Genomic DNA, 25,821 nt, shown 5'->3' on the forward strand with positions numbered 1-25,821 from the left:
TTCAACTTATTTAGGGTTACGTTTAGTTCTTTTTCTTTACTTTACTTACCTTCACCTTTTTTACTTCTTCTTTGATAAACGGATATTTCTTTTGCATATCTTTTACCAGAGACGGATCTAGTTCTAAAGCTTTCTGAAGTGATTCTATTCCTTTCTCCTGATCTTTCAGATTAAAAAAACAGTTGCTTAACTGATAATATAATTCTGCTCTGTTATGATGCCTAATCGCTGCATTCAAAACAGTAACCGCTTCTTCATATTCCCCTACAAGCATTAAAACTTCGGAATAAGCATACCAGTTGTAAAATCTTGACGGTTCAGCATCTACCAGTTTTTTAAGACAGGAAAGACTTTCTTCAAATTTCCCTGAATCAATGAACAGGAATGCCAATCTTTTCTGATAATCAAGATTATTTTCATTCAGCTGTGTTGCTTCTTTAGCAAAATGAAGGGCTTCAGACATCCCTCCCATTTCTTCGTATAAATAAGACTGCTCCATCATGGCCAGATAAAACTGAGGATCTTCTCTCAGTGATTTCTGAAATGAATTTAAAGCTAAAATAGGTTGTTTCAGAGCTTTATAACACAATCCGATTTTATAGTAGGTGAATGCTTTGGTATATTCAAGCTCAAGCATTTCCTCATAAGTATCAATGGCTTTCTGATATTGTCCTAAAGCTTCATAACAAGCTGCTTTATTAGCATATACTCCTACAGAATTTGAATTAATGGCTAATAAATAGTCGTATCCTTTTATAGCTTCATCGAAATTCTTTCTGTTGAAGTAGAACTGTCCGTATTCAAACCAAGCCGTTTCGGAATAAGGGAATTCGTCCAAATATTCATTAAGAAAGGCAATAGCTTCCTCACTCTTATTCAGATCACTGAAACACACCATTGCGTTTTCCAGCGAATATTCATCGGCAGGATCTTCTTTAAGTGCTTTCCTGTAATGTTTAAGAGCGTTAAAAGGGTCTCCCAGGTTTACATATTCATCTGCAATAAAGTTGTGAAGGAAGTTTTCTTCTTCCTCCAGCGTAAGGGCTTTTTTACAGATTTCAATGGATTTTCTAGGGTTACCCAGGTTCGAATAATACTTGGCGTAGCAAACTAAAAAGTCTGTATTTTCCATAGAGGAACCTTTCAGTTCGTCTATAAGCTCTTTCGCCGTATTATATTCTTCCCACTCCAGAAGAATTTCAAGTCTTTTGATCTTGATATCTAATGAATTGGGGTGAAGCTTTAGTCCATAATTAACAGCTATATCAGCGTAATTAAAATCACCCAGCTCCAAATAATAAACAATGATATCTTCCAACTCCTCAGTATCGAAGTAGAATTCGTCATTGTTTTCCATCATTTCTTCGAACTTTTTTACAAGTTCATTTCCAAAATACTCTTCCAATAGTGTCCTCTTCGTCAGCCCAATGCCTGAATTTCCTTACAGACCTCGGCAAACTTTATTAATTAATAATATATCTGAAACTGATATTCAAATATTTATGCAAAGTTGCAACTTTTTTTTGAATTAACCATTTCATAAATTTCTATTATAAAAATAGTAAAAAAAGAAAACCGATAAAAGGATTGTGGATAAAAAAACGGAAATTGGGGTTAAATTCTTACTACCAGCCTTTTTCCGGTTTGTAGCTCAGCATTCCATACTGCTTCGATATTTTTTATATCAACATTTTCTGTTTCTATTTTTATTTTTCCCTCTATGGCAGCCTGAAACATTTCGGGAATGATTTCTGAAAATAAAAGAGCTGATTCTTCTTTGGTCCAGCTTCCAAGTCCTGATCCTGAAATCTGAATATCTGTTGCTCTGAGAATCTGTGAGGATAATTGGATCGTATCACCGCTCATCCCGCCAATTGTAATCAGTTTCGTCTTATGGGAAAATGTTCCGTCACCTTTAAATGCTGTTAAAATCATTTCTACAGAGTGTCCCCAGATATAATCGATAATAATATCAACGGGGTTTGCTTTATGGATTTCTTTTATTTGTTTTTTAAAATCTTCATCACTTAATTGCAGAGAAACAGCCTCATCAGCTCCCAGTTCAAGGAGTGCCTGCAGAGATTCTTCGTTTCTTCCGGTAACAATAATCTTTGAGGCTCCATACACTTTCGCAATCTGAACGGCAATTCTTCCCGTAATTCCTGTGGCTCCATTGACAAGAACAACACTTCCGGGTTTTATATCTGCCTTGAACTTTAATGCCAGCGCAGAGCCCATTACTGCATTAGGAAGAGCTGCAGCTACAGAAAAATCCAGGTCTTCAGGAATAGGCACCATCATTTGTGAATTGGCGATTGCTTTTTCAGCAACAGTACCTTTTTTACTGAAAAAATAAACTTTCGATCCGTTTTCAAGATAACCAACACCATCCGAACCTACAATTGCTGGCTGATGAGCTTCGTTTTCCGTAGAATAGTGCTTTCCACTGGCTCTTGCTTTATCAAGGTTTTTGATGGATGCTGCTTTTACAGTTACTAAGACTTCATTTTTATTTGATATTTCCGGTTCTGGAAAATCTGCGTATTGAGGAGATCTCCCTTTTTCAAATACTACTGCTGCTTTCATTGTTTTATATTTTTGTACAAAATTATGAGGTGGAGGGCTGAGCAGGCGATAACATTTGTTATCAATTAGGAGGGAAGATGGAAGCGGGAGGATGGAAGTTATTGTAAGCTGTTAATACTACTGAAAGGATTAAAACGCAAGGTTCGCAAGATGATTATTTTGCCGTCTTATTTTCGGGTGCAAGAGCACTTCGTTCAGCTAAGAATGCGTTTCATTCCTGAGTGAAACACCTTTGCGAACGTTTTTTAAAGCATTATTTTGAAAATTCTTAGCGTCTGTTACAATAAAAATAATTTATTTGGACAGCAGCTGTGTATCGACTGCCAGAAACTTCCGTCTTCCAGCCTCCATCTTCCAGCTTAAGAAAGATTTTCTTTCAATATTTTACTCTTTATCCTGCTGAGATGTACTGTTGTTATTCCAAGATAGGAAGCAATATAATGCTGGGGAACTCTTTTGATGATTTCAGGTTTTTGCTGAGTGAGCTGAATATACCTTTGCTGTGGAGTATCTTTTATAAAGGAAAAGAAATGTTTCATGTAATCGAAGATTCTCTCAAAAAGAGCATCCATAAAAAAGGTCCTGAGTTCGGGATGCTCATATACGTCTTCCAGAAAGGCTTCTACATCCGGTTTTTTAATTTTATATAAAATACATGGTTCCACCGTTTCAAAGGAAACCATACTGGGAAGTCCTTTTTTAAAGCTTTCGAGAGAGGAAAACATAGTATTTTCAAGAAAAAACTGAAATGTCACATCTTTACCGTCATTGTTATACCAGGCTCTTACAATTCCTTTTTCCAGATAGAATGCGTTATTTGAAACTTCTCCTTCATTCAAAAGCAGGGTTCTGGCAGGCACTTCCATCCGTTCAAAATTTCCTATGAATTTTCTCCATTTCTCTTTAGGAAAGGGAAATCTGTTCTTGATATGTTCAAACATCGGGTAAAAAAAAGAACGGAGCGAGTCCGTTCTTATGATTTATTTAAATTAAACTTTTAATCTTAGCAATAATATCATCTCCTAATTTATCTGCTTCTTCCTGAGATTTAGCTTCAGTATAAATTCTGATGATTGGTTCTGTATTGGATTTTCTAAGGTGAACCCAGTTGTTTTCAAAGTCTATTTTAACACCGTCAACGGTAGAAACTTCTTCATTTTCATATTCTTTCTCCATTTTGCTCAGGATTGCGTCTACATCAATCTCCGGAGTAAGTTCTATTTTCTTTTTCCCCATGAAATAGCTTGGATAACCAGCTCTTAATTCGGAAACTGTTTTATTTTCTTTTGCCAGATGGGTCAGGAATAGAGCGACTCCCACTAACGAGTCTCTTCCGTAGTGAAGATCAGGATAAATAATTCCCCCGTTTCCTTCACCTCCAATTACTGCATTTTTCTCTTTCATTAAAGTAACCACGTTTACTTCTCCTACAGCACTTGCAAAGTATTCTGAATTGTGAGACCGGGCAACATCTCTCAAGGCACGGCTTGAAGAAAGGTTAGATACAGCTACTCCATTTTTATGTTTTAACAGATAATCTGCAACGGCTACCAGTGTGTATTCTTCGCCAAACATTTCTCCTTTTTCATCAATCAGCGCTAATCTGTCTACATCCGGATCTACTACTACTCCTAAATCTGCGTTTTCTTTTTTAACCAGTTCGCAGATGTCTCCTAAATGTTCTTTTAAAGGTTCTGGATTGTGTGGAAAATGACCTGTTGGTTCGCAGTATAATTTAATGGTTTCACAACCTAATTTATCTAACAACATTGGAATGGCGATTCCTCCTGTAGAATTTACAGCGTCTAATACCACTTTGAAGTTTTTAGCTTTAATGGCTTCCACATCTACCATTGGTAAATCAAGAATCTGTTGAATATGGATATCAAAAGCATCGTCCCTGGTTTCGTATTTTCCAAGATCATCTACTTCTGCATAGTTGAAATCTTCACTTTCTGCCAAAGCAAGAACTTCTGCACCGTTTTCACCGCTGATGAACTCTCCTTTTTCGTTTAAAAGTTTAAGGGCATTCCATTGTTTTGGGTTGTGGGATGCGGTAAGGATAATTCCTCCGTCTGCTTTCAATTCAGGAACCATTACTTCAACAGTAGGTGTTGTAGAAAGACCTAAATCAATCACATTGATTCCTAGCCCTTGTAACGTTGCCGTAACCAGCGAAGAAACCATCTGTCCTGAGATTCTTGCATCTCTTCCAATGATAAGGGTTAAGTCTTTTTTATTTTTATTATTCTGAAGCCATGTCCCGAATGCGGAAGCGAATTTTACCACATCAAGAGGGGTTAGGTTATCATTTACTTTTCCCCCAATGGTTCCGCGAATTCCCGAAATAGATTTTATTAACGACATTCTGTTTTTATTTCTTATTGATTAGTGTAATAATTTATGCGAAACAAAGATACTTAAAAAGACAATCATCTTATAAAACGGGAATCTTTTTTTGAATTTTATCATAGGTATTCTCTACAACTCTCGGAGGGGCAAAGCGATAGCCTATGTATAGTAAGCCATACAGACTGTTATTCTGTACTGCGCGGTCTCTATTCTGATTGTAGGTATATGCACTGAAATTCATTCTTCCACCAAATAAAAACCTATCGGTATTGTATCCGATATTAAGGCCGCCTTCCATTCTTAAGGTTATATATTGGGCATTTTTTATTGTACCATCACCCCGAACATCTCTATAAGTTGAAAATTTTCCACCCAGCCCAAGTGCCAGATAAGGAGAGATATTTACATTCTTTCCCAGCACCCAGTTATAGAAATAGCCCATATTGGCTCCGATTTTATATTGGGTTTCTTTCAGGTTCTGTTCAGCAACTTTGTCTCTGAAAATGGTAAGGTCATAATCCAGGAATGGAACCCAGCTACCGCTACTTTTCTTTTGCCATTCCCCTTGAGTATAGATACTTCTTGCAGAGAAATTTTCATTAAGGATATAGGCTGTAGAACCTCCAAAACTTTGTACTCTTAAGTTGGGAAACTGTAGATAAGGCGCTCCTTCTTTCCAGTCTGGAAAGTTCTCTTTCATATTTTCAATATAAAATCCTTTGACATTCTTATAGTAAAGGGTCTGAATTAATCTTCTGGGAAAGAATCTGACGCTGAAGTCTGTATAAGAGCTGTTCCCTTTCAGATCATTGTCTTCATTTTCCTGAAAAAACTTGGGAGCAAATGATAATGTAGCACTGATAATCCTATAATCGATGGAAAGGGAAACTTTCGTTTTATTATTGATGGAGAATATTTGTTGCTTCTCATTTTCTCCTTCACCTTCTTTAACAATATAGCTTTCAATATTGGTATCCAGATTGGCACGGATCATCACCTGGTTTTCGTAAGACTTAATGTTTGCGGTATCCTGCTGTGCATTGACCTTAATGGCCAATAAAGCAAACAATACAACAATTCCTACTCTTATAAGACTCAATCTGAATATTTTAAATTAAAAAAATGAAAATACTACATTTTTTTCAATTATCCGTTGAAATCTATGTTAAGAGCACCCGCAATCTTTATCACAAGCAGATCTTTTGGAGCTGAATTTCTTAGGGGCAAAATTCTTTTTAAGTACTTTGAATAAAGAGTAGCAGGCAAATGCTACTATTAATGCAATCAGTACATATTGAAAAATTAATGAAGAATCCATTACTTTAAAATTTGATATACTATCATCGACACAAAATATGCCAAACCTGTCATCATCGCCACCTGAAAGCCGGTCCATTTCCAGCTTTTGGTTTCTCTATAAACTACTGCCAGTGTAGAAACACACTGCATTGCAAACGCGTAGAAAAGAAGCACCGATATTCCGGTTGCGAAGCTGAAGACTTTTTCTCCGTTAGGCTTCACATCTCTTCTCATTTTATCAATCACTTTTACTTCCGGAGCATCATCTTCAAGGCTATAAAGCGTTGACATGGTTCCTACAAATACCTCTCTGGCTACAAAGCTCGTCAGAATCCCTACACCCATTTTCCAGTCGTAGCCCAGCGGAGCAATTATCGGTTCTATTCCTTTCCCCATTTTAGCAAGGTAAGAATGATCCAGGTGAACATCTGCGGCAACCAATTCATCAGGTTTTTGTTTAGGTCCAAAATAACTTAAAACCCAGATAATAATACTTACAATGAAGATTATTTTACCGGCTCCGGTAATGAAATCCCAAACTTTACCCAAAACCATTTTAAAATCGTAGCCGAAAAGTGGTTTTTTATAGGCCGGCAGGTCCATTACCAGATAAGTTTTTCCTTTATCTTTAATAAATCTTTTAAGAATTGATGCTGATAATAAAGCGACTAAGAATCCCAGCAAATACATTCCCATCAGCACCAGAGCCTTATATTTTATTCCTAAGAATGATCCTTCTGAAATAATCAGCCCGATAATGATACTGTACACCGGAAGCCTTGCAGAGCATGTCATGAATGGTGTAACCAATATCGTCAGCAATCTTTCTTTAACGTTCTCAATATTTCTTGTGGAAATAACGGCTGGAATTGCACAAGCAGTTCCTGAAACAAGGGGAACAATACTTTTCCCATTCAGTCCAAAAGGGCGAAGAAGCCTGTCCATCAGGAAGACCACTCTTGCCATGTATCCGGAATCTTCCAATAAATAAAGGAAATACAGTAGAATCCCGATCTGTGGTGCAAAAACTACAATTCCTCCGATTCCCGGAACAATTCCGTTGGAGATCAGTGAATTGACGGGCCCTTCCGGAAGATGCTCACTGGTAAAACCTGATAACCATGAGAAAAATTCTTCAATCCAGTTCATCGGATATTCTGCCAGAAAGAAAACACTTTGGAAGATCATCAATAAGATCAACATAAAAACCACATAGCCCCAGAATTTATGTACCAAAACTTTATCCAGTTTTTCTGTCAATAATTCTTTGAACTGCGGTTTCTTGGAGATCACGTTCTCCAGTATCTTATCTACATTCTGATACCTTCTAACGGTTTCCTGAACCTGTAATCTTTTAGGGACCAAACTTTTAGATTCAGGCTCATTGATCTTATCCGTTACAGATTCAATTCTTCCAAGATCTGTTCCCAAAGAAAGGCTCATCCATGCTTTATACTCATTATCATACCCTTTGTGAGACACAATCTTTTGAATGAAATCTCTGTGCTCATTTGGAGTTTCAAAGGATACTTTATCTGTTTTTACAAACTCGTTGTTGTAAACAGCCTCTCTCACTTCGTTGATTCCGATCTGTTCCTTGGCATTGGTCTGGATAATTTTAATTCCTAATGCCTCAGAAAATTTTTGAATATCTATTGTAATTCCTCTTCTTTCTGCCTGATCAATCTGATTGACAATCAGAATCATCGGGATTCCAAGATCCTGAATCTGCTGGAATAGAAGAAGACCTCTTTTTAAGCTTAATGCTTCAAGAATATAAACAACTCCTGCGTAGCTGTTCTGCTCATCCAGAAGGTATTTTGAGAAAATAGCTTCGTCTTCTGAACTTGGATAAACGCTGTAGGAACCGGGAAGGTCAATTACTTCAACGTCCTCATTTTTATGGGTGTAGTTTCCGGAATGGCTTGCAACGGTAACACCAGCATAGTTTCCGGTTTTCTGCTTTTTATTACAAAGTGCATTAAAAACCGTTGATTTCCCTACGTTAGGATTCCCAACTAAAAGTATCTGTTTTTTCTTGTTTGCCTGCATTAATTCAATTCTTCAACAATAATATAATCTCCTTCTTCCTCACGAAGAGCAATCCGGCTTTTCTCTGCTCCGAACTCCACATACATCGGTCCATTAAACGGAGCCTGGTATAAAATCCTGAAGGAAGTCTCCGGAAGAAGCCCCATTTCAATGATTTTATTGGGCATTTTCAGATGGTCATTATCATATCCCAATATCTTTCCCATTTTATTTTTAGGAAATCCACTTAATTTATGTAATTCTTTCTCTTTCAAAGCCCTGATTTTTTGTAGTGCAAATATACGCTATTTAAATTTAATCTAAATAACGTTTCGATGATAAAAAAATCAACCCAAATACATTACTGTACCTGGGTTGATTCGGAATATAATTTAGTTGATATGAATGCTTATTTTTTCTTTTTATCTGAAGAAGTTTCTGCCTTTTCGATAGGATTATCATTGGCATTAAAATAATCCTTGGCCATTTTTTCCTGTTTTTTAAGATTCTCTCCGATCGTTACGTCCGAGCCCGGCATTTTCATATTCATCATTTCCGGACTTACCTTTTGACGAATTTCAGCCATTGGATCTTCCTTAAAGCTTGCATAGGCCTTATCAAATTTTTCTTTGGTAGTAGGTTTTACAGTATTGGAAACACCATATTTTGCATTGATCTTATCTGAATAGGATAGTTCATCATAGTTTGCGATCTTCTTATTACCGCTTAACACCCAAGAATAATTTTTCTCAGTGTCTTCAATTTTAACGATTAATCCCGGAAGACCATAGAATCTATATGGACCATCCTGAAAAGGAATATCTGAGCTAAACCAGGCAGTCCATGTTCTGCCTCCATATTCTGTAGTCGCTTTTTGGGTATTATACTCTCCTACTTTCTGTTTTTCCGGCAGAATATTCCAGGTGAACTTTACAGGATCATCGTATCCGAATAAATTCATGCTTACTCTATCAAGATACTGCACTTTCATTTCAGGATATGTTTTTACAATCTTGTAAGCAAACTTAGGCATTCTGATAAGCTTTGAAATATCTTTCCAGGTTTTTGTTTTTTCCATTTCCTCTACTGTAAGCTTGATAATGGAATCCTGTGAAGGAAGGGTATAGTCCTGATAAATAGATTTTTTGGGAGTAATATCCAAAATAGTAATCAGTTTATCCAGCCTGGCAGAATCTTTTTTAGGCTTAAAGGTAAGTTCATAAAAGAATCGGTTAGCCGTTTCTTTAGTATCCTGAGCATAAGCAAAGGAAAAAAGTGCGATAAGAAATATTGAAAACAGCTTTTTCATTTCTCAAGTTTTAATAATTAGTAATCACTTTTGAAAATTTGTTACAGTTTTTATTCATTTTTTTTAAGATGAGATACTGAAGTTAATATTGATGGAAAAATTATGATTCTCTTAAAACATTTTCAACATTAAAAGTTTTAACTTTAATCCCCTCAAAAACAAAATATTATGGATACTCTATCACAATTTAAAAACGAGCTGGAAGCTGAATACCAGACGACCAGAAAATTCTTTGAAACTTATCCTGACGAAAAAAATGATTATGCTCCCCATGAAAAAAGCATGAAAATGCTGCCTCTCGCCACTCACATTGCTGAAATTTTTGAATGGCCCAATACCATGCTCCATACTTCAGAACTTGATTTTGGCAGTGGGGATTATCAGCCTAAACAACTTTCTACGCGAGCGGATCTTATTCAGGCTCTCGATCAGAATTTTAAATTGGGAAAAGAAGCTCTTGAAAATGCCAATGAAAATGACCTTAATGCAACCTGGGCATTGAAAAACAATGGCGAAGAGCTTGCAAAATGGTCTAAATACGAATCCATCCGCCATGCTCTAAACCAGATTACTCATCACAGAGCACAATTGGGTGTATACTACAGGATCAATGATATTCCCTTACCAGGAAGCTATGGCCCATCTGCTGATCATCAGGCTTTTTAATTATTCCTATATATCTCAACAAAAAACCAATCCTTCCGGATTGGTTTGTATTTTATTTAAAGTTAAATTTTACAGTAAGCATAACTTGGCTTGGGCGTAGCTGCATGGTTGCCTGCTCAATTGTTGCATCTCGTACAGTAACTTTTTCAAATACTTTTCTGTCTGCAATATTCATCCACTTCAGTTCAAAATCAATTTTTTTCTTTGCCCAGCTAAACTGGTATGATACATCGAAAAATCCATTATTAAATTTTCTATCTCCCAATTTGGAATTAATCTGGTCCCAATAAAAACCGATGGTATGATTTTCCAAAGGATAGAAGAATAAATTCAAATTGTGTGTATACCCTTCTACTTTACCTAAATTTCCTGTAAGATAAGCATTGGTTTGCTTACTCCATGTTTTAGTAGCATTAAAATCTATGCTCATCCACGAGAAATACGTATTGTTTAATTTAAACCCTAATGTATTGGCATCAGTTTTATTATCAATCAAATCTGCATTTCTTATCAATTGTGATTTTGAGAGACTATTATTAAAGCTAAATGATGCATTCGTTTTAAACTTTGGAAAATATTTTCCAATCTCTGCATAATAACTGTTACTTGTTCTTTTATTTTCACGCTCAATATATTTAATCATACTGATCCCAGATGCATTAACAACGCTTGAAGCCAGTAAATTATTTTTAGCATCACTTAGTCTATACCCTACATTGAAGAAAAGATTATTAAGTGGATTTCTGTACTCCAGTCTTACTCCTCCGTTTTTTGTAGTAGTCTGAGGGATTGGATTTTCAGGGCTCATTATACTGAATCCGCCCGGACTTGTAAGGATGTATCCTGCATAAGCGGTTTGTATATCTCCGAAATTATTATTGATTCCTCCACTTATACTTGCTTTAAAGAATGATGCAAAAGAATATTGAGCAAAAATATTCGGGGTAAATGTTACTTTATTTAAAGATTTTGATACATTTCTGAACTGATCTTCTGCTTTTATGTTATTAAAATTAACCGGAAAACTGGAAAATATACTCCATGCTTCGGATTTATAGTTAATTCCTACTGAAGCAGATGGATTCACTCTTGTGAATTTTAGATCATTTTCATAGGCCAAAGTACTGAAATCAGGATCGTTACCCTCTGTAGTTGCATCAAAATTACTCTTTAATTTATCTGTAGAGAAATCAATTCCAACTTGTGGAGTGAAAGTCCATCCTTTTGCTGAAAAACTAATGTTTGCTGAATGTGATGTATCCAGACTTTTTATTCTGAAGCTTTGTAAAGCAGTAGTTCCCGGGGTAAATTTCATGTCTGTAACATCCTCGCTTCCTTCTTTTTTATAAGGAATCAGCAAATAATTTGCGGGAGAGATCTCCAATATTTGTTTATCGTTCTGATAACTGATATAAGATTTAAAATTGACCATTTTCTCTTTCCATGGAATGATGGTACTCAAAGAGTTTTGAAATGATGAAGTTGGAGATTCTAACGCTTCGTTTCCTGATCTGAATCCGAATTTATCATTTCTTTCTGCAAAAGCCCTGTCTGCATTCCAATATTGTGAAAAGGTTGTTGTATTTTTAAAGAACCCTTTTTTAGCATTTTTAGTGAAAATTAATTCTCCTTTAAGTTTATCTGTATAAAAATTATTCAGAAATCTGGTATTAAACTGTGTTCCCTGTTGGATATCTCTCGATATCGTGTTTGATTCTCTTTCTACTGCATTATTGGTATAATTGGCATTGGCTTTGAGTTCCCATTCTTTTTTCTTATCAATATTGGTAAGGTAGTTTACTGAAAGATAATGTACACTGTTTAATAAATACCTCTTAACAGGAAGATTAGGTGCTTCTGCATTTTCAACACTCAACCAGTTATTTTGAGAAACATTGGTTCTTTTTCCTTCCCATCCGCTTCCAAAAGCAAGAATATTCCCTTCGTTTTCCACCTGTTCCCCCATATTGTTGGTTTTGTAGTTAACCACCCATTGGCTTTTCTGTCCGAAAAACATAGGCGTCAGCTTTACATTCCATAGCCAGGGATCCCCAAAACCGGAACCTACTTCTCCACGGCCGGTCATTGTTACGGAATTTTTAAGCTTAATATTGATAGCAGCCTGGTCTGAAGGCACTTTATCCTGAAGGATCTTTACAGGCTGATGATTTTCAAGGACTTCTACTTTTTGTACGGCATCTTTCGGCAGGGAGTTGTTGATCGTCCCATAACCACCTTCCATAAGGTCTTTGCCGTTAACATAGAATTTATTGATGGCATTTCCCTGATATTTGATGGTTCCATCTGTACTGACTTCTATTCCCGGAATTTTTTTCATGACATCGGCCAGCGTTCTGTCGTTTTTACTGTTGAAAGCTTTAAGATCATAAGAAATGGTATCACCTCTTGCGGTGATCATTTTGGTTTTCAACTGTACTTCCTTAATTTCTGTAGCTTCAGACTGCATTTTAAAATTCAGGGTCTGATCGCTGTTGCTGATTTGCCTGGTAAGAGGTTTCTGGTTGAAAGCTTTTACTTTAAGATCCACATTCGGTTCAGGAGAGGTAAAAGTAACCTTATATTCTCCTTTGGAATTGGTAATTCCGTAAGCAAGAATGGCATCTTTTCCGGGTTCTTCTATCGTTACACTCGCACTTGGTATTCCTACCCCGTCATCATCTGTAATTTTTCCGGAAATTGTTTTCTGTGCAAAGGTAAATACCGTTATAAAGAGCGCCAGAAATAAGGAAATATTTTTTTTCATATTCACTATTTGAATAATTAGTTAACCATTACAGTTATTCGTTACATTTTATTTAAAGATATATTTTGAGATAAAAAGTTAAATATTATCACTATAAAAACAGTTATTGTTTCCTTTTAGAAGAAAAACTTAATACTATTCATAAAACTGAACCTGCCTAAGTAATTAAATATCACAAGATATTGAATAATATAAAAAAATAACAAAATGATAATCAATGATTTAAACTAAAATATTAAAAATATGAATATTTATTTTTAAATAAAAAATATTCTCATGTGGTTTGTTTTCAAAAATAAAAATTAAAAATATTTCTCCAAACATTGAATTCAAATAATATAACTCTCTATTATTCTTTAATTTATCCGTTTTTAGTAAAAAAAATCTGTAAAATAAAAGTAATACCTTCGCATCAGAATGGATTTTTATTCATCTATTTTGTGTTTTTGCCCTGTAATTCTATTGCAGGGTATTTTTTGTATTCATAAGAAAAACGGAAAGATGGGCAGACAATTTTAAATGTTTATACTTTTTATTTAGACTAAATAATAAAATCTGATTTGAATCATAGATTAAAATAAAATTAAACGCTGGTACATAAATATTTATTTAATAATTTTGTAACATAAAATTTACAAAATGGGAATTATTTTAAAGCCTATAGATGTTGTAGATGATATTTCTAAAGAAGAATTCTACGAAAAATATCTAAAGCCAAGAAGGCCCGTTGTCATCAAAAATATGGCAAAAAAGTGGCCTGCTTATCAGAAATGGACAATGGAATATATGAAGGAGGTTGTAGGAGATGTGGAAGTCCCGTTATATGACAGCTCAAAGGCAGATCCTTCTGCTCCCATCAATGCTTCTGCAGCCAAAATGAAATTCGGGGATTATATAGATCTTATTCAGAGAGAGCCTACTGATCTTAGAATTTTCCTTTTTGACCCGATAAAATATGCCCCGAAACTTCTGGAAGATTATATTTCTCCTAAAGAACTGATGGGAGGTTTCCTTGATAAATATCCGAATATGTTCTTCGGCGGAAAGGGATCTGTAACTTTCCTTCATTTCGATATTGATATGGCGCACATTTTCCACACACACTTCAACGGAAGAAAGCATATTCTTCTTTTTGATTATAAGTGGAGAGAAAGATTGTACCAGATTCCTTATGCAACTTATGCTTTGGAGGATTATGATATTGAGAATCCTGATTTCACGAAGTTTCCGGCACTGGATGGAGTGGAGGGTATTGAATGCTTCCTTGAGCATGGTGATACTCTTTTCATGCCTACAGGATGGTGGCACTGGATGAAATACCTTGACGGATCTTTCTCTATCTCTTTAAGAGCCTGGGATAAATCATGGGCAGTAAAAGCACATTCTTTGTGGAACCTTACAGTTCAGCGTAAATTTGACGATATTATGAAGTCTAATTTCAAAAAGAAATACATGGACTGGAAAGAGAAAGTAGCTATCAAACGAGCTGAAATCGCTTTAAAAAGAGGCTTACCTAGATAAATAAAAAAGACGTTTCAATGAAACGTCTTTTTTTTAGCTTAACTATTTATTTTCAACTACTTACAATACTCTATATACAGGATACTGTCTGAAAGTTTTTTCTTCAAAATAAGGAGAATGCCTGTATACCCAATCCAGCTGGGCTTCACCATCTTCTGACAGCTTTTTGTCTGATTTCTTTGCTGACTCAAAAGCTTCTTTAAGTTTTGAGTCTTTTTTCAACAGCTCAGCAGCGGTATCTTCAAAAATATAAGCTGAATAGTATTCTTTCTGAGCCAGAATACCATCGAAAAAGTTCCAGTTAAAGAAAGAGTCTAATGCCTCTGGTTCAAGGGTTTCTATAATATATTTCACCCCAGGCTGGTTGGTAGAAACAATATAGTCTCCGGCTGCAAAGGTCTGGTCTTTTTTAGAAGCGTCAACTGTGGTCTCATAATGCAGATAATGTCCTTCGTAAGGATTTTTTACGGTTTTAAAGTCTTTGATCTTATAAGATTCTACAGCAATAGTGCTATCCTTCTGAATTGGCTTCATCTGGATCCCGTTTCTTTTAAGTTGTTCAATAACTCTGTATTGAGCCTGTGGGATCACATAGTATTTAGGGATGGTAATATATCCTGTAGGAACTGCTGTGGTAAAAAGCTTGATGTTTTTTGTAAAAGGCTTATTCCTGTCATAGTAAAGTCTTGGTTTTCCTGATATTTCGCTTGGCTTGTAATTACCTTCAAAACCTTTAAAATCCATGGTGGTGTACTTCGTAGAGTCTATTTTCCATCTGATTCCATATTGTTTTCCTGCCTCATACTGCTTAAGATTTTCTATACGAAGCTTCTTTATTTTCTGATAGTCTTTATCCAGGTTTTGCAAATTTACTAACATGTATTTGTAAGTAGCGTCAACTCTCTTATTATAAGGCTTCAACATGTGAGTCTCCGGAACTGTTCCTAACGAATTAAACAAAGTGGTATACCCTGTAGAATATCTTGGAGAGTCTTCAAATGAAGCGAAACCAACCTCCGGGATATCACCGTGAATGTTGACGTAAGGGGTACTTTCATAGCCTAATTTCCTCATATCCTCAAGGTTTTTAGCCTGATATTCGTTGTAAAAGTAGTTCCCTAATGTATTCCCTAAGCGCTCTTTAAAGGTTGAGATATAGGTAAAAGTATATTGATAATCTGCACCATTGCTAACATGGTTATCAATGAAAACATCCGGTTTCAGCCATTGATAGATTTCCTGGAAGCTTCTGGCGTTTTTAGAATCTGCTTTAATGAAATCCCTGTTCAGATCATAGTTTCTTACGTTTCCTCTGAACCCGTACTGTTCCGGGCCATTCTGATTGGCTCTTGAATGGGAGCCTCTGTTCAGCATTCCGCTGATATTATAAGCTGAAATAGCAGCAATGATGAAGTTTTGCGGAGTTTTGATCTTCTTGGTTGCCAAATCTCTCATCAGCATCATGGTGGCATCAATTCCGTCAGGTTCTCCCGGATGAATGCCATTGTTGACAAAGAGAATGGCTTTATCTTTTCTCAGTTTTTCAAGATCTTTTTCAGGGAAAGGATTGTAAACAACCACATAGATGGGTTTTCCGTTGTCATCTTCTCCTTTTTTAAGATATTGAATAGTATTGAAGTTTTTAGCCAGATCCTGGTAATACGTATTCATTTCATCATAAGTAACAGTTTGGTTACCATTTCCTTTTTCAAAAGGGGTCTGAAATGTTTTTTGCCCAAAAACCAGGGATGAACTCAGAATAAGCAGCAGATATTTCAGTTTCATTATTAACATATTTTCGGGATTTAAAATTAGTCAATAAGATCCTGCCAGAAAAACAAAATAGAGATCAATATCTTAATTTTTCTGCTTTTTATTCAATTCCAATCAAGTTAAAGGTTCCTTGATTTAATTTCTTTATTCGCCAGGTTTAAATTGATGAGTAATGGGATCATCGTTACAGGCATTACAATGAATGGAGTAAATGCTACAAAGGGAAATCCTTTAGCTCCTTTAATGACCAGAATTGAGATGAAGGCGATGATTCCCAGTGCAAAAACAACTCCGAAACCAACAGAGACTCCTTTAAGTGTATTTCTTTTTTTAATCAGCTCTTCATCTGTTAATATTTCGTAAATATTTTTCTTCATTGGAATATGATTTTATGTTATGAAATGTATATTATTTGTTCGGTATATCTCAATTTCGCCCTTTTTCGTCTGGATATAGGGATGGAAGCGGATCGCTTTGCCAGAATTCATTGGTATCAATATCCATGATGGATAATGCTCCCGTAAAGGCTGCGCCGGTATCCATATTCCAGATATTGGCTTTATTAGTAGGAATTTTACTTCCAATATCCAACGTTGGAGTATGTCCGATAAATATTTCTTTGTAAAGAAGCAGTCTTTTAGGATATAATAAAGAATTTTTTGCCAATTTTTTATCCATGGCTACGGCTGTTTCCCAAAGGGTTCTGTCCCAACGGTAATTGCTGGAATACACTTCTTTTTCCGGGCCGTGCATGGAAGAATATCCGGCATGAATAAACAACCGGTTCTGGTCATCAACATGGTAGCTTTTCATACGCTGGAAAAACTCTAGATGGATTTCCTGATCTTCCTGAGAATAGTTTTCATAGCTATCTACCGTACTTTTCCCTCCGTTGGAAAGCCAGACACCAGGCCCTTCTCCACGGGCTAACCAGTCTTCACACCAGACATCATGATTTCCTTTGATAAAAATACAGTCCTGCTTTTCGGAAAGCCCTATTAAAGACTGAATGACCTGGGAAGATTCGCTCCAACCGTCTACATAATCTCCAAGAAAAATTAATCTGTCATCCAGGGTAACCTCAGCCCTTTCAAGCACCTGCTGCAATGCCTTGGCCCCGCCGTGAATATCTCCTATTACTAATGTCCTGTTCATTTCATGTTTTAGTTGGCGAAAAGATAAGCCATTATCTTTAAAATAATGGCTTTTTTAGTTCGATACTGTTGTTTTTATCATTTTGAAATGTATTGAGGATCTACAAACTCTGTAAGCCAGACTCCGTTGGCTGATTGGAAGAAAGCGACTCCGTCTTCATACATTTTCCCGGTCCTGATGGTCAGAATTATAGGTTTACCGTGTCTCATCCCCACCTTTGTAGCGGTCTCTTTATCAGCACTTAAGTGTACATGTTGTCGGGTTCTTTTTTCAATTCCTTTTGCCATAATGGAAGAGATATTGGTCTCTGCGGTTCCATGATACAGGAAATCAGGAGGCTGTATAGCTTCCAGGGATAAATCTATATTGATAGAATGTCCCTGACTGGCTCTGATCTTCGTTTTATCTTCATTAAAGGCAAATCTCTTTTTGTTATTGGTTTCAACTACCTCATCTAATTCTTCCAGAGAAAAATGCACTCTTTTTTTCGCTGATTTTGCTCTCAACTCTTCTACATCTGCCCAGCCGTTTTCATCCAGTTTTAGGCCGATCGTCTCGGGTTGGTGCCTCAAAATAAGGCTTAAAAATTTACTTATTCTTTTTGTTTCTATTTCGTTCATAATTTGTTTTTTAATTTTTTAATAAGTCTGCTAATCATAAAATAATCCTGTTTCAAATGATTATAAACAGAGAGCTCATCTCCTGATAATCCTTCCAATATTCTTTTTTGCTCATACATACAATGCTCAAAATCTTCATCACTTACACAGAGATCCATTTGATCTTCAAGTTTCAAATATTCACTGATGACGGCTTCACCAAGATTATACGAAAGCAGTCTCTCCTTTATATAATTAGACCAAGCCAAATCTTCATCATATTTTTCTTTACGCAATACTTCAATTTTCTTTTTACTTTCATCCGTTATAATGTAATGATTGAGTGTGCGCCATAACAAATCCTCAATAATACCTTCTCCAAACTCTCCTCTATTGACAGTATATCCCGGATCATAAATGTTCAGATACTTCAGGAAGTCTTCGTTTTTATTTGGGTAAATGAATACATTTCGAAGATACATTCCTAAGCCAAAAAAAACTCCCATATCATTAAGTTTTGAAGCTAATGATTCATTCCTGATATCTAGGATCCTATCTTCACTCAATTCTTCATAAATCAAAAAATCAACAGCTTCTTCTACTGTGTTTATTTTTGATATCTTCTCCTCACAATATTTTGCATGGGTCTTCTCTTCTTCAATCAATTTTTCAAGCTCTTCTTCATTTTCTTCTCCAATAGGAACTGAAGGATTGTAAACCTCTCGAAAATAATCATAAGAGATAATATCTCTGCTGTTTGTTTCCAAATATTCCTTTAGCCTGCTTTCAGAAAATCTTTTTTCTTTTTCCAAAACCTCAAGGGTTTCTTTTCCAATTTCTTCACTATCTCCAAAAAAATCAACAATTTTTATTCTATCAACAAGTAAAACATTGAAAAGTGGTATTTGATCAGTTTTTATTATCAATTCTCCGTCATTCAGTATTTTAAAATTATTGACTGTATTCTCTTCGATCTCACAATTGATAAGAAACATTCCATGATCCGGAATCTGATCAGGTATAGAAGCAGTATAGAAAAGCAAGGGAATATCAGAAATAAATTCTTTAAAAGATGTTCTTCCTATTTCCAGCAATTCTTTTTCTGAAGTAAATTTATATAGAGTCATCAATGGTTTTTGTTTTAATTAAGCATTATAATATTCCGGGGAAAAAGTGACTGTAAATCCTGTTGTTTTACTGATCTCATCTGCATATTGATCAAAATAATAGGTATCTGGTGATATTGAAAGCATTACAAATGGATTATTATGAAGATAGAGGAATAGGTCAGATTCTCCTGGTCCTTTGCCTTTCAGTATATTCTGAATTTCAATTCCATTGATTTTATTCAGAGGAACTAATAAAGTCTTCTTATGATCTGAAAGACCCAGCAGGCTGTTTTGATTGTCTATCCAAAGTAAGGTACTATCCTTTATCCTATCCAGAATTTCAAACGGGGTTTCATATGCATAATCCGGTGAATAATGAACACTGCTGTTTCCTATTTCCAACGCTTTATTGATGTCAATTCTTCCTTTATATTTCTTTAAAGGAAAATTCAAAATGTCATTTTCTGGATTATATTTGGAAAACATATTGGTTAACATTTTTAGAAAAGACTTCATTAGCTTATGAGTATTTATTGTCTAACTTTTCACATAATTTTTCAATATCATTCTTTCTAACAAGTTCGTCAATCCATTCCTGAGGAATATTTTCAAAACCATAATAGATTCCCGCCAATCCACCAGTAATAGCTCCTGTTGTATCTGTATCTTCACCCAGATTTACCGCTTTCAATACAGCTTCTGAATAATTTTCTGAGTTTAAAAAACACCATAAAGAGGCTTCCAGACTATGAAGAACATAACCACTTGCTCTGATTTCATCTTCGGGATAGCTTGAAATATCATTTTTTAGAATCCTTTGAAACAGTTCAACCTCAATTGGATTAAAACCTTGTAAATCTGCATATTCCAAAACCATATTTTGCATATATTCATAAGATTCAGCTTTATTTTTTCCTTTTATTAACTGAATCGCAAATATTACATAGATAAAACAGGCAAAAACAGATCTGAAATGACCATGGGTAATGGATGAAACTTCCTTTACAGTCTGATATAGCTTCTGAATATCCTCTTCATTTTCAAGATAAAAAGCTAAGGGAAGAATTCTCATTAAAGAACCATTCCCATTATCTTCTTCAAAAATATTTCCTGAAAACCTGGCACTTTCTCCTTTGATTAGCCTTGCAATAGAGTGTCTTGTAGTTTCTCCAATATCGAAAAGTCTTCCGTGGGCAGTCCAATGCCCATCTTTCACCCATTGTACAAAGCTTTGTCCGATCTTTTCCAGATCATAGCCTTTTGTAAGTTCTTCTGCAAGACAAAGTGTAAGAGAGCTGTCATCACTCCACGTTCCCTTGGGCTGATTCCAGGACATATATTCCAGCATCTTATTTACAGGGAATCGCTTTAAATAATCTCTATCTTTAAACTCTACAGGAACTCCGAGGGCATCACCAATGCATACTCCCATAATTCCACCTTTTATTTTATTTTCCATCAGGCAAGATTTACCAGTTTATCAAATAAAAGTTTCATTCCCTGTGTTGCTGTTTCTTTCATCACTACAGCTCTTTGTCCGTAACCAAAACCTGTTTCATTAGGATTGATAACGATTAAAAGACAATCATCTTTAATATCATGGATGAGTCCGGCAGCAGGATAAACCTGTAAAGAGGTTCCGATCACCACCAAAATATCTGATTCTTTTACGATTTCTCTGGCATCCTGGTATAAAGGAACATCTTCCCCGAACCAAACAATAAATGGTCTTAACTGAGCGCCATCTTCAGCCTTATCACCTATATTGATATCATCTTTTTGATCATAGATCAGTCTTTTATTGTTACAGGAACATGATTTGAACAACTCTCCGTGAATGTGAAGGATCTTTGTGGAACCAGCTCTTTCATGCAGATCATCAATATTTTGAGTAATGATCTGAACATCAAAGTATTTTTCCAGCTCTGCCAATAATTTATGGGCTTCATTAGGTTGTACTTCATGAAGCTGGCGTCTTCTCTGGTTGTAGAATTCCAACACCAAAGCTCTGTCTTTTCTCCATCCTTCCGGACTGGCTACATCGGTTACATTATGATTTTCCCAAAGACCGTCTCCGTCTCTGAAGGTTTGTATTCCGCTTTCTGCACTGATTCCTGCTCCGCTTAATATGGTTAGTTTTTTCATTGGTTTTAAATTTTGTTTTGTACACTTTATATTTGCCTCATTAATGCACGAATATAATTGATTCTAAAAGGAAGGATTTAAAAGCTTTTTATAAATTTCTTCATTCTCTTCATCGAAACAGACAAAAATAACTTTCTCTATGATATCTGAATGAAACTTTCTTACTTCATGAACAGCTATTTTTCCTGCCAGTTCTTTCGGAAATTTATAAATTCCAGTGCTAATATTAGGAAAAGCTATAGTTTTAATGCCAAGATTTTCTGCCAGTTGTAAAGAGTTTCTATAACAATCTGATAAAAGTTTTGAACTTTTTTCTTCATCTCCATTCCAAACTGGTCCTACTGTATGAATAACATATTGTGCAGGAAGATTTCCTGCTGTTGTTACTACGGCTTCTCCTGTACCACATTTACCTTGTCTGTTTCTTATTACTCTGCATTCTTCCAGAATCCGTGGTCCTCCAGCACGATGAATGGCTCCATCTACACCTCCTCCACCCAATAAGGAAGAATTAGCTGCATTAACAATGACCTCTGCATGGATTTTTGTGATGTCTCCTTTTATAACTTCAATTTTCATTATATTTCTTCAAATGGTTCTAGCATTTTCCCTTTCTTTACATGAACATTTTTTACCATCTTATGGATTCGTAGCGGTTATTTTAAAGCATTCACCAGGCTTTCTATTTTTGTATTTGAAGATCCTTTAAAGTCGTTTCCTACAAATACTTTGATCACTTCTATGTTACCTACAATAGCCTGATTAAATGCATCCAACTCTTCTGAAGGAACCCACAGCTCATTATGATTTCTTGCACCTACATTCTGTGCCGGATATTGATGGGCTGCTTCTTCTGAGACATCAAAACGGGTTACAAAACCAAGATAGTTTCCAAACTCATCCTTTGTATTCCATTTCTCAGCAATTTCTGAAGCATAGTCTTCATCCAGTACCGGATAAAAGATGGGCTGCCATTCCAGTCTTGGCGGGAACTTTTTATATCCGTTCTCAATAATAATAACCATTTCCTTCTCTCCTACCGGTCTGTACAATCTTGTTGTTTTCATTTTGTTCATTTTAATTTTCTGATCCAATCCTCTGAGCAATCTCATAGGATAACGGATATATTTTTTCTATAGGCAACAGCTTCTTTGCTTTATTAAATTCTCCCTGTTTGGTAAGGCTTAAAATCTTTTTTACCAGAGGAGAATAATCTTCTATTTTAACAATCCAGTCTTCATTAAATTCTTCTATCAGATAGCGACTGATTCCCACCTGAATAGAGCGATATTCCAGTTTGTTTCCTTTGATATTTCTTTCCGGATCCCATTGTACATATACTTTCGCATTTTCAAACTCTTCTTCCCAAACTTTTGGATTAGGATAGACTCTTTTTTCAGGAGAGGTTAAAACAGCCAGCACCAGTGCTTTTTCCCAGGCTTCCCTCTTAATATGAATAGCAAGAGTACATTCCTGATTGGGTTTCTGCCCATAATTGCTTCGTTCCATCATCCAAAGGAAAGAAGGTTTAATCCACGTCATTCTACTGAATGAAAAAGGAGCACTGAACTTCTGATTTTCTACTGCTGCTTTTGCAATGGCTTTATTGTAAGCTTGGTAGACCACAATGGTATCTCGGGTATAATCTGCTCTTATTTCAAATTCTTTCATCACTTATTAATCAAAATCATAGACATACACTTCAATATTCTTGTTCAGTAAGGTTCTTTCTATGATAGGTTCTATCTGTTCCCATTTTCCGCCAGCCAACCCACACCCGATTCTCGGCATATGAATGCTTGCATTAAGCTCTAAGGCTTTGTTGGCTAATGTTTCCAGACATTTTTCAATGGCTTCATAGCGAACGGGAATTCCGTTGCTTCCGGTTTTCATCCCTTTCTGGCCGATCATATTGGCTACATATATGTATTCTTCTACCTTTACGATCTGGATTTCGCCTAATCCAAAATTATTTTCGCTTCTGAAACGATGCCAGTTCCTGTATTCTTTTTCCGGTTCTTTCCACCTTTTGGAAACGGTCAGTACAAAGCCTTTTCCCCAGCCTCCCAGATCATTACAGATATGAGCGATGATTTTTATTCCTTTTGCCTGTGGAACGGTAGCATCTCCTTTTAAATAGTGTATCGTTTTCATTGTTTTTTCAAATTGCATTATTTACCTCATCATTCTATTCTCACCTTAAATATAAGATTAAAACCTCTGTATCCAGTATTAAATCAGCATTTTAAAATCTTTTGAATAAGGAGAAAAAGATCCGAAAATAGCATCAAATTTTATTTCCAGTTTATCAAACTTAAATTCCTCATCAATCTGATCCAGGCAGGTTACTATTAAATTCTTTTTTGTTGAATTTACATACGCTCCATCCAGTTTTAAGGCATAATTCAGTAGTTTATAATCCAGATCACCGAATCTTAGGTTTTTCTGAAATTCATTAAAGGTACAGGTTTCCTCTTCATTGTTTTTCAGCAGCATCTCTTTTTCATTGCTCATCCATCCATTTCCGTGGCGTGTGGCGTAGCTTCTGGTCACATAATACATCTCAATATCTTCAATATGAAGTCTTTTACAGATCTCATACGCATTTTTTGAAGTGGTATGCGCATAGGTCACATTCGGAAAAACACCGTGATCCATATCTAATAAAATGCCCTGACTGCCTTCAAAAATGAGGTTTTCAAATGAGTTCAGATAGCTGTAATCATCAATTTTCCAATCTATTTGTTCAATAACTTCTAAAAAGGGATTGATCTGTTCATTAATCTGATCTTCATCCATAAAACCATAGTAATAAGCAATACCTTTCAGCTTTTCTACCAACATTTCTTTTGGTGCTATAAGATCAATCGCGAATAGCTTATAAGGGCTTTCATTTCTTTTCATGGTGGCTCCTACTCCTTTTCCGCAGGTTCCGTGTTCCAGATTTTTGAAACTGTTCCTGTTTTGCCAGACATCAAAAGGCGTTGTCACTTTGGCTAAGGGATGAATATGAAGTTCTGTATTTCCGTTTTTTGCTTTTAATTCTTCCCTTTCATTGAATAGAAATTGAGGATGAATCGTGCTATGTTCCGTAAAATAAGACGGCAACCCACGAAGCGCTCCGCTTGCAAAACTGGAATGAACGTGCTTTCTATCATCGATCATTACAGTATGAGCAGCCTGCTGTCCTCCTGAAAACCTAATCACTACAGACTCAGGATTTTGCTGAGCCAGAAAATCTGTAGTAATTCCTTTTCCTTCATCTCCGAAACCTAATCCTATAACTATTTGCGCCTTTTTCATGTCTGAAATTTTTTAAAGTTATTGCCCTATCGGCAAATTTGTATTTTAAAGCATCTGTACGTTGTCTAATCCTTTCTGGTTTGGTATTTCAAAGGTTTTATCTTTAAACTTTTCACAGATAATCCTTTTGATCACTTCCGGAATATCTCTGTGATCTTCTATTGATATACAATTTTGCCCCAATAGCTCTTTCCAGCCTCTGTCTGCTCTTACTGCCTGATCGGAATGTAAAACACTGATGTGATACACTTCATATCGTTTCTTAGCCTCTTCCAACAATTCATAGTGAGTATAAGTTTGCTGCCCTGAACCCATGATTTCCCTGATGGCTGATGCCGGAAGCACTTTCAGACAAGGTTCGTCTCCTACCGTAAACAATAAGCCTTTCTGGTTTCTTTTTTCAAAGGCATCTGTTCTGGTGTGGAATGCTGCAAAATACCATGCTAAAAGATAGCTTTCGCCAGCGTTTCCACCGCCTCCGGATTCAATATAAGTTCTGGTAAGCCACATATCTAATTCTTCATCTCCAGATTCAAACTGCCCTACCTGAAGCGGATAGCTATCACATTCATGATCTCCTATTCCCAGGAAAAGCAGTGCCGGATCAGGAACTCCACCCTGGATAATGCCACCCATCAGTTTTGGTAAGCCTTCTTTGATGAGTTCGTAAGGAATATGTCCCATACTTCCCGTTACATCCAATCCCAGGATAATTGGAACTGAATTAGGATGTACTTCAGAGTCTCTGGATTCTCTAAATGAAATTCCATGAGGAATCATTGATGGATGTGCCTGTCTTTTGGCATTCTGTGTGAAAATTTCACCTGCAGATTTTGTTTTGTAACCTGCTTTGCTTGCTCTGTCGTAACGAGCGTCTATATCATATCTTGTACTTCCCATGACTAAAATGTTTTTCCGAATAAATATTCAAATCTCTTTTGAGTAACTTCTAACTGAATATTCAGGTTTCTGATTGTTAATGATAATTCCATGTCTTTCTGAACGAATGCTTCGGGATTAAAATCCGCAAAAGTCAAACTGTTTCTGTCCAAAGGACTGATGTCTATAAGTCCTTCCTGCTCACGCTCAAGTCTTTTTATTTTCAACCCGATGTCTTCTACCTTACGCCTGTAGATCAATTCTGAATCTTCTCCGATCGTTCGCGCACGGTCTTCTCTGATCTGATCATTATTTCTTTGTAATGATTCG

At 36.0% G+C, this 25,821-nt stretch carries 26 protein-coding genes; 2 read left to right on the forward strand and 24 right to left on the reverse strand.

Annotated elements, in window-relative coordinates:
- Positions 1-22 precede the first annotated feature (22 nt).
- The 8 genes from BBH99_RS09020 to BBH99_RS09055 form a co-directional block, all read right to left on the reverse strand.
- Entirely contained in the window at positions 23-1,405 is a 1,383-nt protein-coding gene (locus tag BBH99_RS09020; protein ID WP_066694795.1) for a tetratricopeptide repeat protein, read from the reverse strand.
- A 209-nt stretch (positions 1,406-1,614) separates the two neighbouring features.
- Complete coding sequence (locus tag BBH99_RS09025) at positions 1,615-2,586, reverse strand: quinone oxidoreductase family protein (RefSeq protein WP_066694797.1); 972 nt, start codon at positions 2,584-2,586, stop codon at positions 1,615-1,617.
- A gap of 359 nt (positions 2,587-2,945) precedes the next feature.
- Positions 2,946-3,527: a Crp/Fnr family transcriptional regulator gene (locus BBH99_RS09030; RefSeq protein WP_066694798.1), complete on the reverse strand. Its 582-nt coding sequence runs from the start codon at positions 3,525-3,527 to the stop codon at positions 2,946-2,948.
- Between the two features lie 43 nt (positions 3,528-3,570).
- Positions 3,571-4,953, reverse strand: coding sequence for a phosphoglucosamine mutase (gene glmM, locus BBH99_RS09035; RefSeq protein WP_066694800.1), 1,383 nt, complete (start codon positions 4,951-4,953; stop codon positions 3,571-3,573).
- Positions 4,954-5,023: 70 nt separating this feature from the next.
- Complete coding sequence (locus BBH99_RS09040) at positions 5,024-6,037, reverse strand: DUF4421 family protein (RefSeq protein WP_066694802.1); 1,014 nt, start codon at positions 6,035-6,037, stop codon at positions 5,024-5,026.
- A gap of 218 nt (positions 6,038-6,255) precedes the next feature.
- Positions 6,256-8,289: a ferrous iron transport protein B gene (gene feoB / locus BBH99_RS09045; protein ID WP_066694804.1), complete on the reverse strand. Its 2,034-nt coding sequence runs from the start codon at positions 8,287-8,289 to the stop codon at positions 6,256-6,258.
- Positions 8,289-8,543 (reverse strand): FeoA family protein, encoded by a 255-nt coding sequence (locus BBH99_RS09050; protein ID WP_073299998.1) that lies wholly within the window; start codon positions 8,541-8,543, stop codon positions 8,289-8,291. Before BBH99_RS09050 ends, feoB begins: the two co-directional genes overlap by 1 nt.
- Positions 8,544-8,677: 134 nt before the next feature.
- Positions 8,678-9,577 carry a GLPGLI family protein gene (locus BBH99_RS09055; RefSeq protein WP_066694806.1) on the reverse strand — a complete coding sequence of 300 codons (900 nt, stop codon included), beginning with the start codon at positions 9,575-9,577 and terminating at the stop codon, positions 8,678-8,680.
- Positions 9,578-9,745: 168 nt separating this feature from the next.
- On the opposite strand from BBH99_RS09055, the gene BBH99_RS09060 reads away from it, so the two are divergent.
- Positions 9,746-10,243, forward strand: coding sequence for a DinB family protein (locus tag BBH99_RS09060; RefSeq protein ID WP_066694807.1), 498 nt, complete (start codon positions 9,746-9,748; stop codon positions 10,241-10,243).
- A 52-nt stretch (positions 10,244-10,295) separates the two neighbouring features.
- Here the strand turns inward: BBH99_RS09060 and BBH99_RS09065 are convergent, their stop codons facing one another.
- Positions 10,296-13,007 carry a Plug and carboxypeptidase regulatory-like domain-containing protein gene (locus tag BBH99_RS09065; protein ID WP_066694808.1) on the reverse strand — a complete coding sequence of 904 codons (2,712 nt, stop codon included), beginning with the start codon at positions 13,005-13,007 and terminating at the stop codon, positions 10,296-10,298.
- 639 nt (positions 13,008-13,646) lie between these two features.
- On the opposite strand from BBH99_RS09065, the gene BBH99_RS09070 reads away from it, so the two are divergent.
- Positions 13,647-14,528, forward strand: a complete 882-nt coding sequence (locus BBH99_RS09070) for a cupin-like domain-containing protein (RefSeq protein WP_066694809.1) — start codon at positions 13,647-13,649, stop codon at positions 14,526-14,528.
- 60 nt (positions 14,529-14,588) lie between these two features.
- Here the strand turns inward: BBH99_RS09070 and BBH99_RS09075 are convergent, their stop codons facing one another.
- From BBH99_RS09075 to BBH99_RS09145, 15 genes are all read right to left on the reverse strand, one after another.
- A complete protein-coding gene (locus BBH99_RS09075) occupies positions 14,589-16,313 on the reverse strand; it encodes a M14 family metallopeptidase (protein WP_066694810.1) in 1,725 nt (574 codons plus the stop codon).
- A 107-nt stretch (positions 16,314-16,420) separates the two neighbouring features.
- Positions 16,421-16,678: a hypothetical protein gene (locus BBH99_RS09080; protein WP_066694812.1), complete on the reverse strand. Its 258-nt coding sequence runs from the start codon at positions 16,676-16,678 to the stop codon at positions 16,421-16,423.
- Between the two features lie 49 nt (positions 16,679-16,727).
- Complete coding sequence (locus BBH99_RS09085; RefSeq protein WP_066694814.1) at positions 16,728-17,456, reverse strand: metallophosphoesterase; 729 nt, start codon at positions 17,454-17,456, stop codon at positions 16,728-16,730.
- 77 nt (positions 17,457-17,533) lie between these two features.
- Complete coding sequence (locus BBH99_RS09090; RefSeq protein ID WP_066694816.1) at positions 17,534-18,076, reverse strand: RNA 2'-phosphotransferase; 543 nt, start codon at positions 18,074-18,076, stop codon at positions 17,534-17,536.
- Positions 18,073-19,182: a hypothetical protein gene (locus tag BBH99_RS09095; protein WP_066694817.1), complete on the reverse strand. Its 1,110-nt coding sequence runs from the start codon at positions 19,180-19,182 to the stop codon at positions 18,073-18,075. Before BBH99_RS09095 ends, BBH99_RS09090 begins: the two co-directional genes overlap by 4 nt.
- An 18-nt stretch (positions 19,183-19,200) precedes the next feature.
- On the reverse strand, positions 19,201-19,680 hold the full coding sequence (locus BBH99_RS09100; protein WP_123873089.1) for a hypothetical protein: 480 nt from the start codon (positions 19,678-19,680) through the stop codon (positions 19,201-19,203).
- Positions 19,681-19,684: 4 nt separating this feature from the next.
- On the reverse strand, positions 19,685-20,623 hold the full coding sequence (locus tag BBH99_RS09105) for an ADP-ribosylglycohydrolase family protein (protein ID WP_066694820.1): 939 nt from the start codon (positions 20,621-20,623) through the stop codon (positions 19,685-19,687).
- A complete protein-coding gene (locus BBH99_RS09110) occupies positions 20,623-21,309 on the reverse strand; it encodes an SIR2 family NAD-dependent protein deacylase (RefSeq protein ID WP_066694821.1) in 687 nt (228 codons plus the stop codon). Before BBH99_RS09110 ends, BBH99_RS09105 begins: the two co-directional genes overlap by 1 nt.
- Positions 21,310-21,372: 63 nt before the next feature.
- A complete protein-coding gene (locus BBH99_RS09115; RefSeq protein ID WP_066694823.1) occupies positions 21,373-21,888 on the reverse strand; it encodes an O-acetyl-ADP-ribose deacetylase in 516 nt (171 codons plus the stop codon).
- Between the two features lie 77 nt (positions 21,889-21,965).
- Positions 21,966-22,376, reverse strand: a complete 411-nt coding sequence (locus tag BBH99_RS09120) for an ADP-ribosylation/crystallin J1 (RefSeq protein WP_066694842.1) — start codon at positions 22,374-22,376, stop codon at positions 21,966-21,968.
- A 10-nt stretch (positions 22,377-22,386) separates the two neighbouring features.
- Complete coding sequence (locus tag BBH99_RS09125; protein ID WP_066694825.1) at positions 22,387-22,980, reverse strand: DUF4291 domain-containing protein; 594 nt, start codon at positions 22,978-22,980, stop codon at positions 22,387-22,389.
- A 6-nt stretch (positions 22,981-22,986) separates the two neighbouring features.
- The gene (locus BBH99_RS09130; protein ID WP_066694843.1) at positions 22,987-23,463 is read right to left on the reverse strand and encodes a macro domain-containing protein; all 477 of its coding nucleotides are present in this window, start codon (positions 23,461-23,463) and stop codon (positions 22,987-22,989) included.
- Between the two features lie 78 nt (positions 23,464-23,541).
- A complete protein-coding gene (locus tag BBH99_RS09135; protein ID WP_066694827.1) occupies positions 23,542-24,612 on the reverse strand; it encodes an adenylosuccinate synthetase in 1,071 nt (356 codons plus the stop codon).
- 45 nt (positions 24,613-24,657) lie between these two features.
- Positions 24,658-25,512: a hypothetical protein gene (locus BBH99_RS09140; RefSeq protein WP_066694829.1), complete on the reverse strand. Its 855-nt coding sequence runs from the start codon at positions 25,510-25,512 to the stop codon at positions 24,658-24,660.
- 2 nt (positions 25,513-25,514) lie between these two features.
- Positions 25,515-25,821 (reverse strand): hypothetical protein (locus BBH99_RS09145; RefSeq protein WP_066694832.1); only part of this gene is annotated, 307 nt, incomplete at its 5' end.

The sequence above is a fragment of the Chryseobacterium contaminans genome, from assembly GCF_001684955.1.
GTDB lineage: Bacteria > Bacteroidota > Bacteroidia > Flavobacteriales > Weeksellaceae > Chryseobacterium > Chryseobacterium contaminans.

Bases quoted from the DNA above. Each gene is read 5' to 3' on its own strand.
- BBH99_RS09055 (WP_066694806.1), bottom strand. From the start codon at position 9,577: ATGAAAAAGCTGTTTTCAATATTTCTTATCGCACTTTTTTCCTTTGCT.
- BBH99_RS09025 (WP_066694797.1), bottom strand. From the start codon at position 2,586: ATGAAAGCAGCAGTAGTATTTGAAAAAGGGAGATCTCCTCAATACGCA.
- BBH99_RS09075 (WP_066694810.1), bottom strand. From the start codon at position 16,313: ATGAAACTGAAATATCTGCTGCTTATTCTGAGTTCATCCCTGGTTTTT.
- BBH99_RS09110 (WP_066694821.1), bottom strand. From the start codon at position 21,309: ATGAAAAAACTAACCATATTAAGCGGAGCAGGAATCAGTGCAGAAAGC.
- BBH99_RS09135 (WP_066694827.1), bottom strand. From the start codon at position 24,612: ATGAAAAAGGCGCAAATAGTTATAGGATTAGGTTTCGGAGATGAAGGA.
- BBH99_RS09065 (WP_066694808.1), bottom strand. From the start codon at position 13,007: ATGAAAAAAAATATTTCCTTATTTCTGGCGCTCTTTATAACGGTATTT.
- BBH99_RS09105 (WP_066694820.1), bottom strand. From the start codon at position 20,623: ATGGAAAATAAAATAAAAGGTGGAATTATGGGAGTATGCATTGGTGAT.
- BBH99_RS09030 (WP_066694798.1), bottom strand. From the start codon at position 3,527: ATGTTTGAACATATCAAGAACAGATTTCCCTTTCCTAAAGAGAAATGG.
- BBH99_RS09130 (WP_066694843.1), bottom strand. From the start codon at position 23,463: ATGAAAACGATACACTATTTAAAAGGAGATGCTACCGTTCCACAGGCA.
- BBH99_RS09100 (WP_123873089.1), bottom strand. From the start codon at position 19,680: ATGAAGTCTTTTCTAAAAATGTTAACCAATATGTTTTCCAAATATAAT.
- BBH99_RS09070 (WP_066694809.1), top strand. From the start codon at position 13,647: ATGGGAATTATTTTAAAGCCTATAGATGTTGTAGATGATATTTCTAAA.
- BBH99_RS09115 (WP_066694823.1), bottom strand. From the start codon at position 21,888: ATGAAAATTGAAGTTATAAAAGGAGACATCACAAAAATCCATGCAGAG.
- BBH99_RS09140 (WP_066694829.1), bottom strand. From the start codon at position 25,512: ATGGGAAGTACAAGATATGATATAGACGCTCGTTACGACAGAGCAAGC.
- glmM (WP_066694800.1), bottom strand. From the start codon at position 4,953: ATGTCGTTAATAAAATCTATTTCGGGAATTCGCGGAACCATTGGGGGA.
- BBH99_RS09080 (WP_066694812.1), bottom strand. From the start codon at position 16,678: ATGAAGAAAAATATTTACGAAATATTAACAGATGAAGAGCTGATTAAA.
- BBH99_RS09125 (WP_066694825.1), bottom strand. From the start codon at position 22,980: ATGAAAGAATTTGAAATAAGAGCAGATTATACCCGAGATACCATTGTG.
- BBH99_RS09090 (WP_066694816.1), bottom strand. From the start codon at position 18,076: ATGAACGAAATAGAAACAAAAAGAATAAGTAAATTTTTAAGCCTTATT.
- BBH99_RS09085 (WP_066694814.1), bottom strand. From the start codon at position 17,456: ATGAACAGGACATTAGTAATAGGAGATATTCACGGCGGGGCCAAGGCA.
- BBH99_RS09060 (WP_066694807.1), top strand. From the start codon at position 9,746: ATGGATACTCTATCACAATTTAAAAACGAGCTGGAAGCTGAATACCAG.
- BBH99_RS09095 (WP_066694817.1), bottom strand. From the start codon at position 19,182: ATGACTCTATATAAATTTACTTCAGAAAAAGAATTGCTGGAAATAGGA.
- BBH99_RS09120 (WP_066694842.1), bottom strand. From the start codon at position 22,376: ATGAAAACAACAAGATTGTACAGACCGGTAGGAGAGAAGGAAATGGTT.
- feoB (WP_066694804.1), bottom strand. From the start codon at position 8,289: ATGCAGGCAAACAAGAAAAAACAGATACTTTTAGTTGGGAATCCTAAC.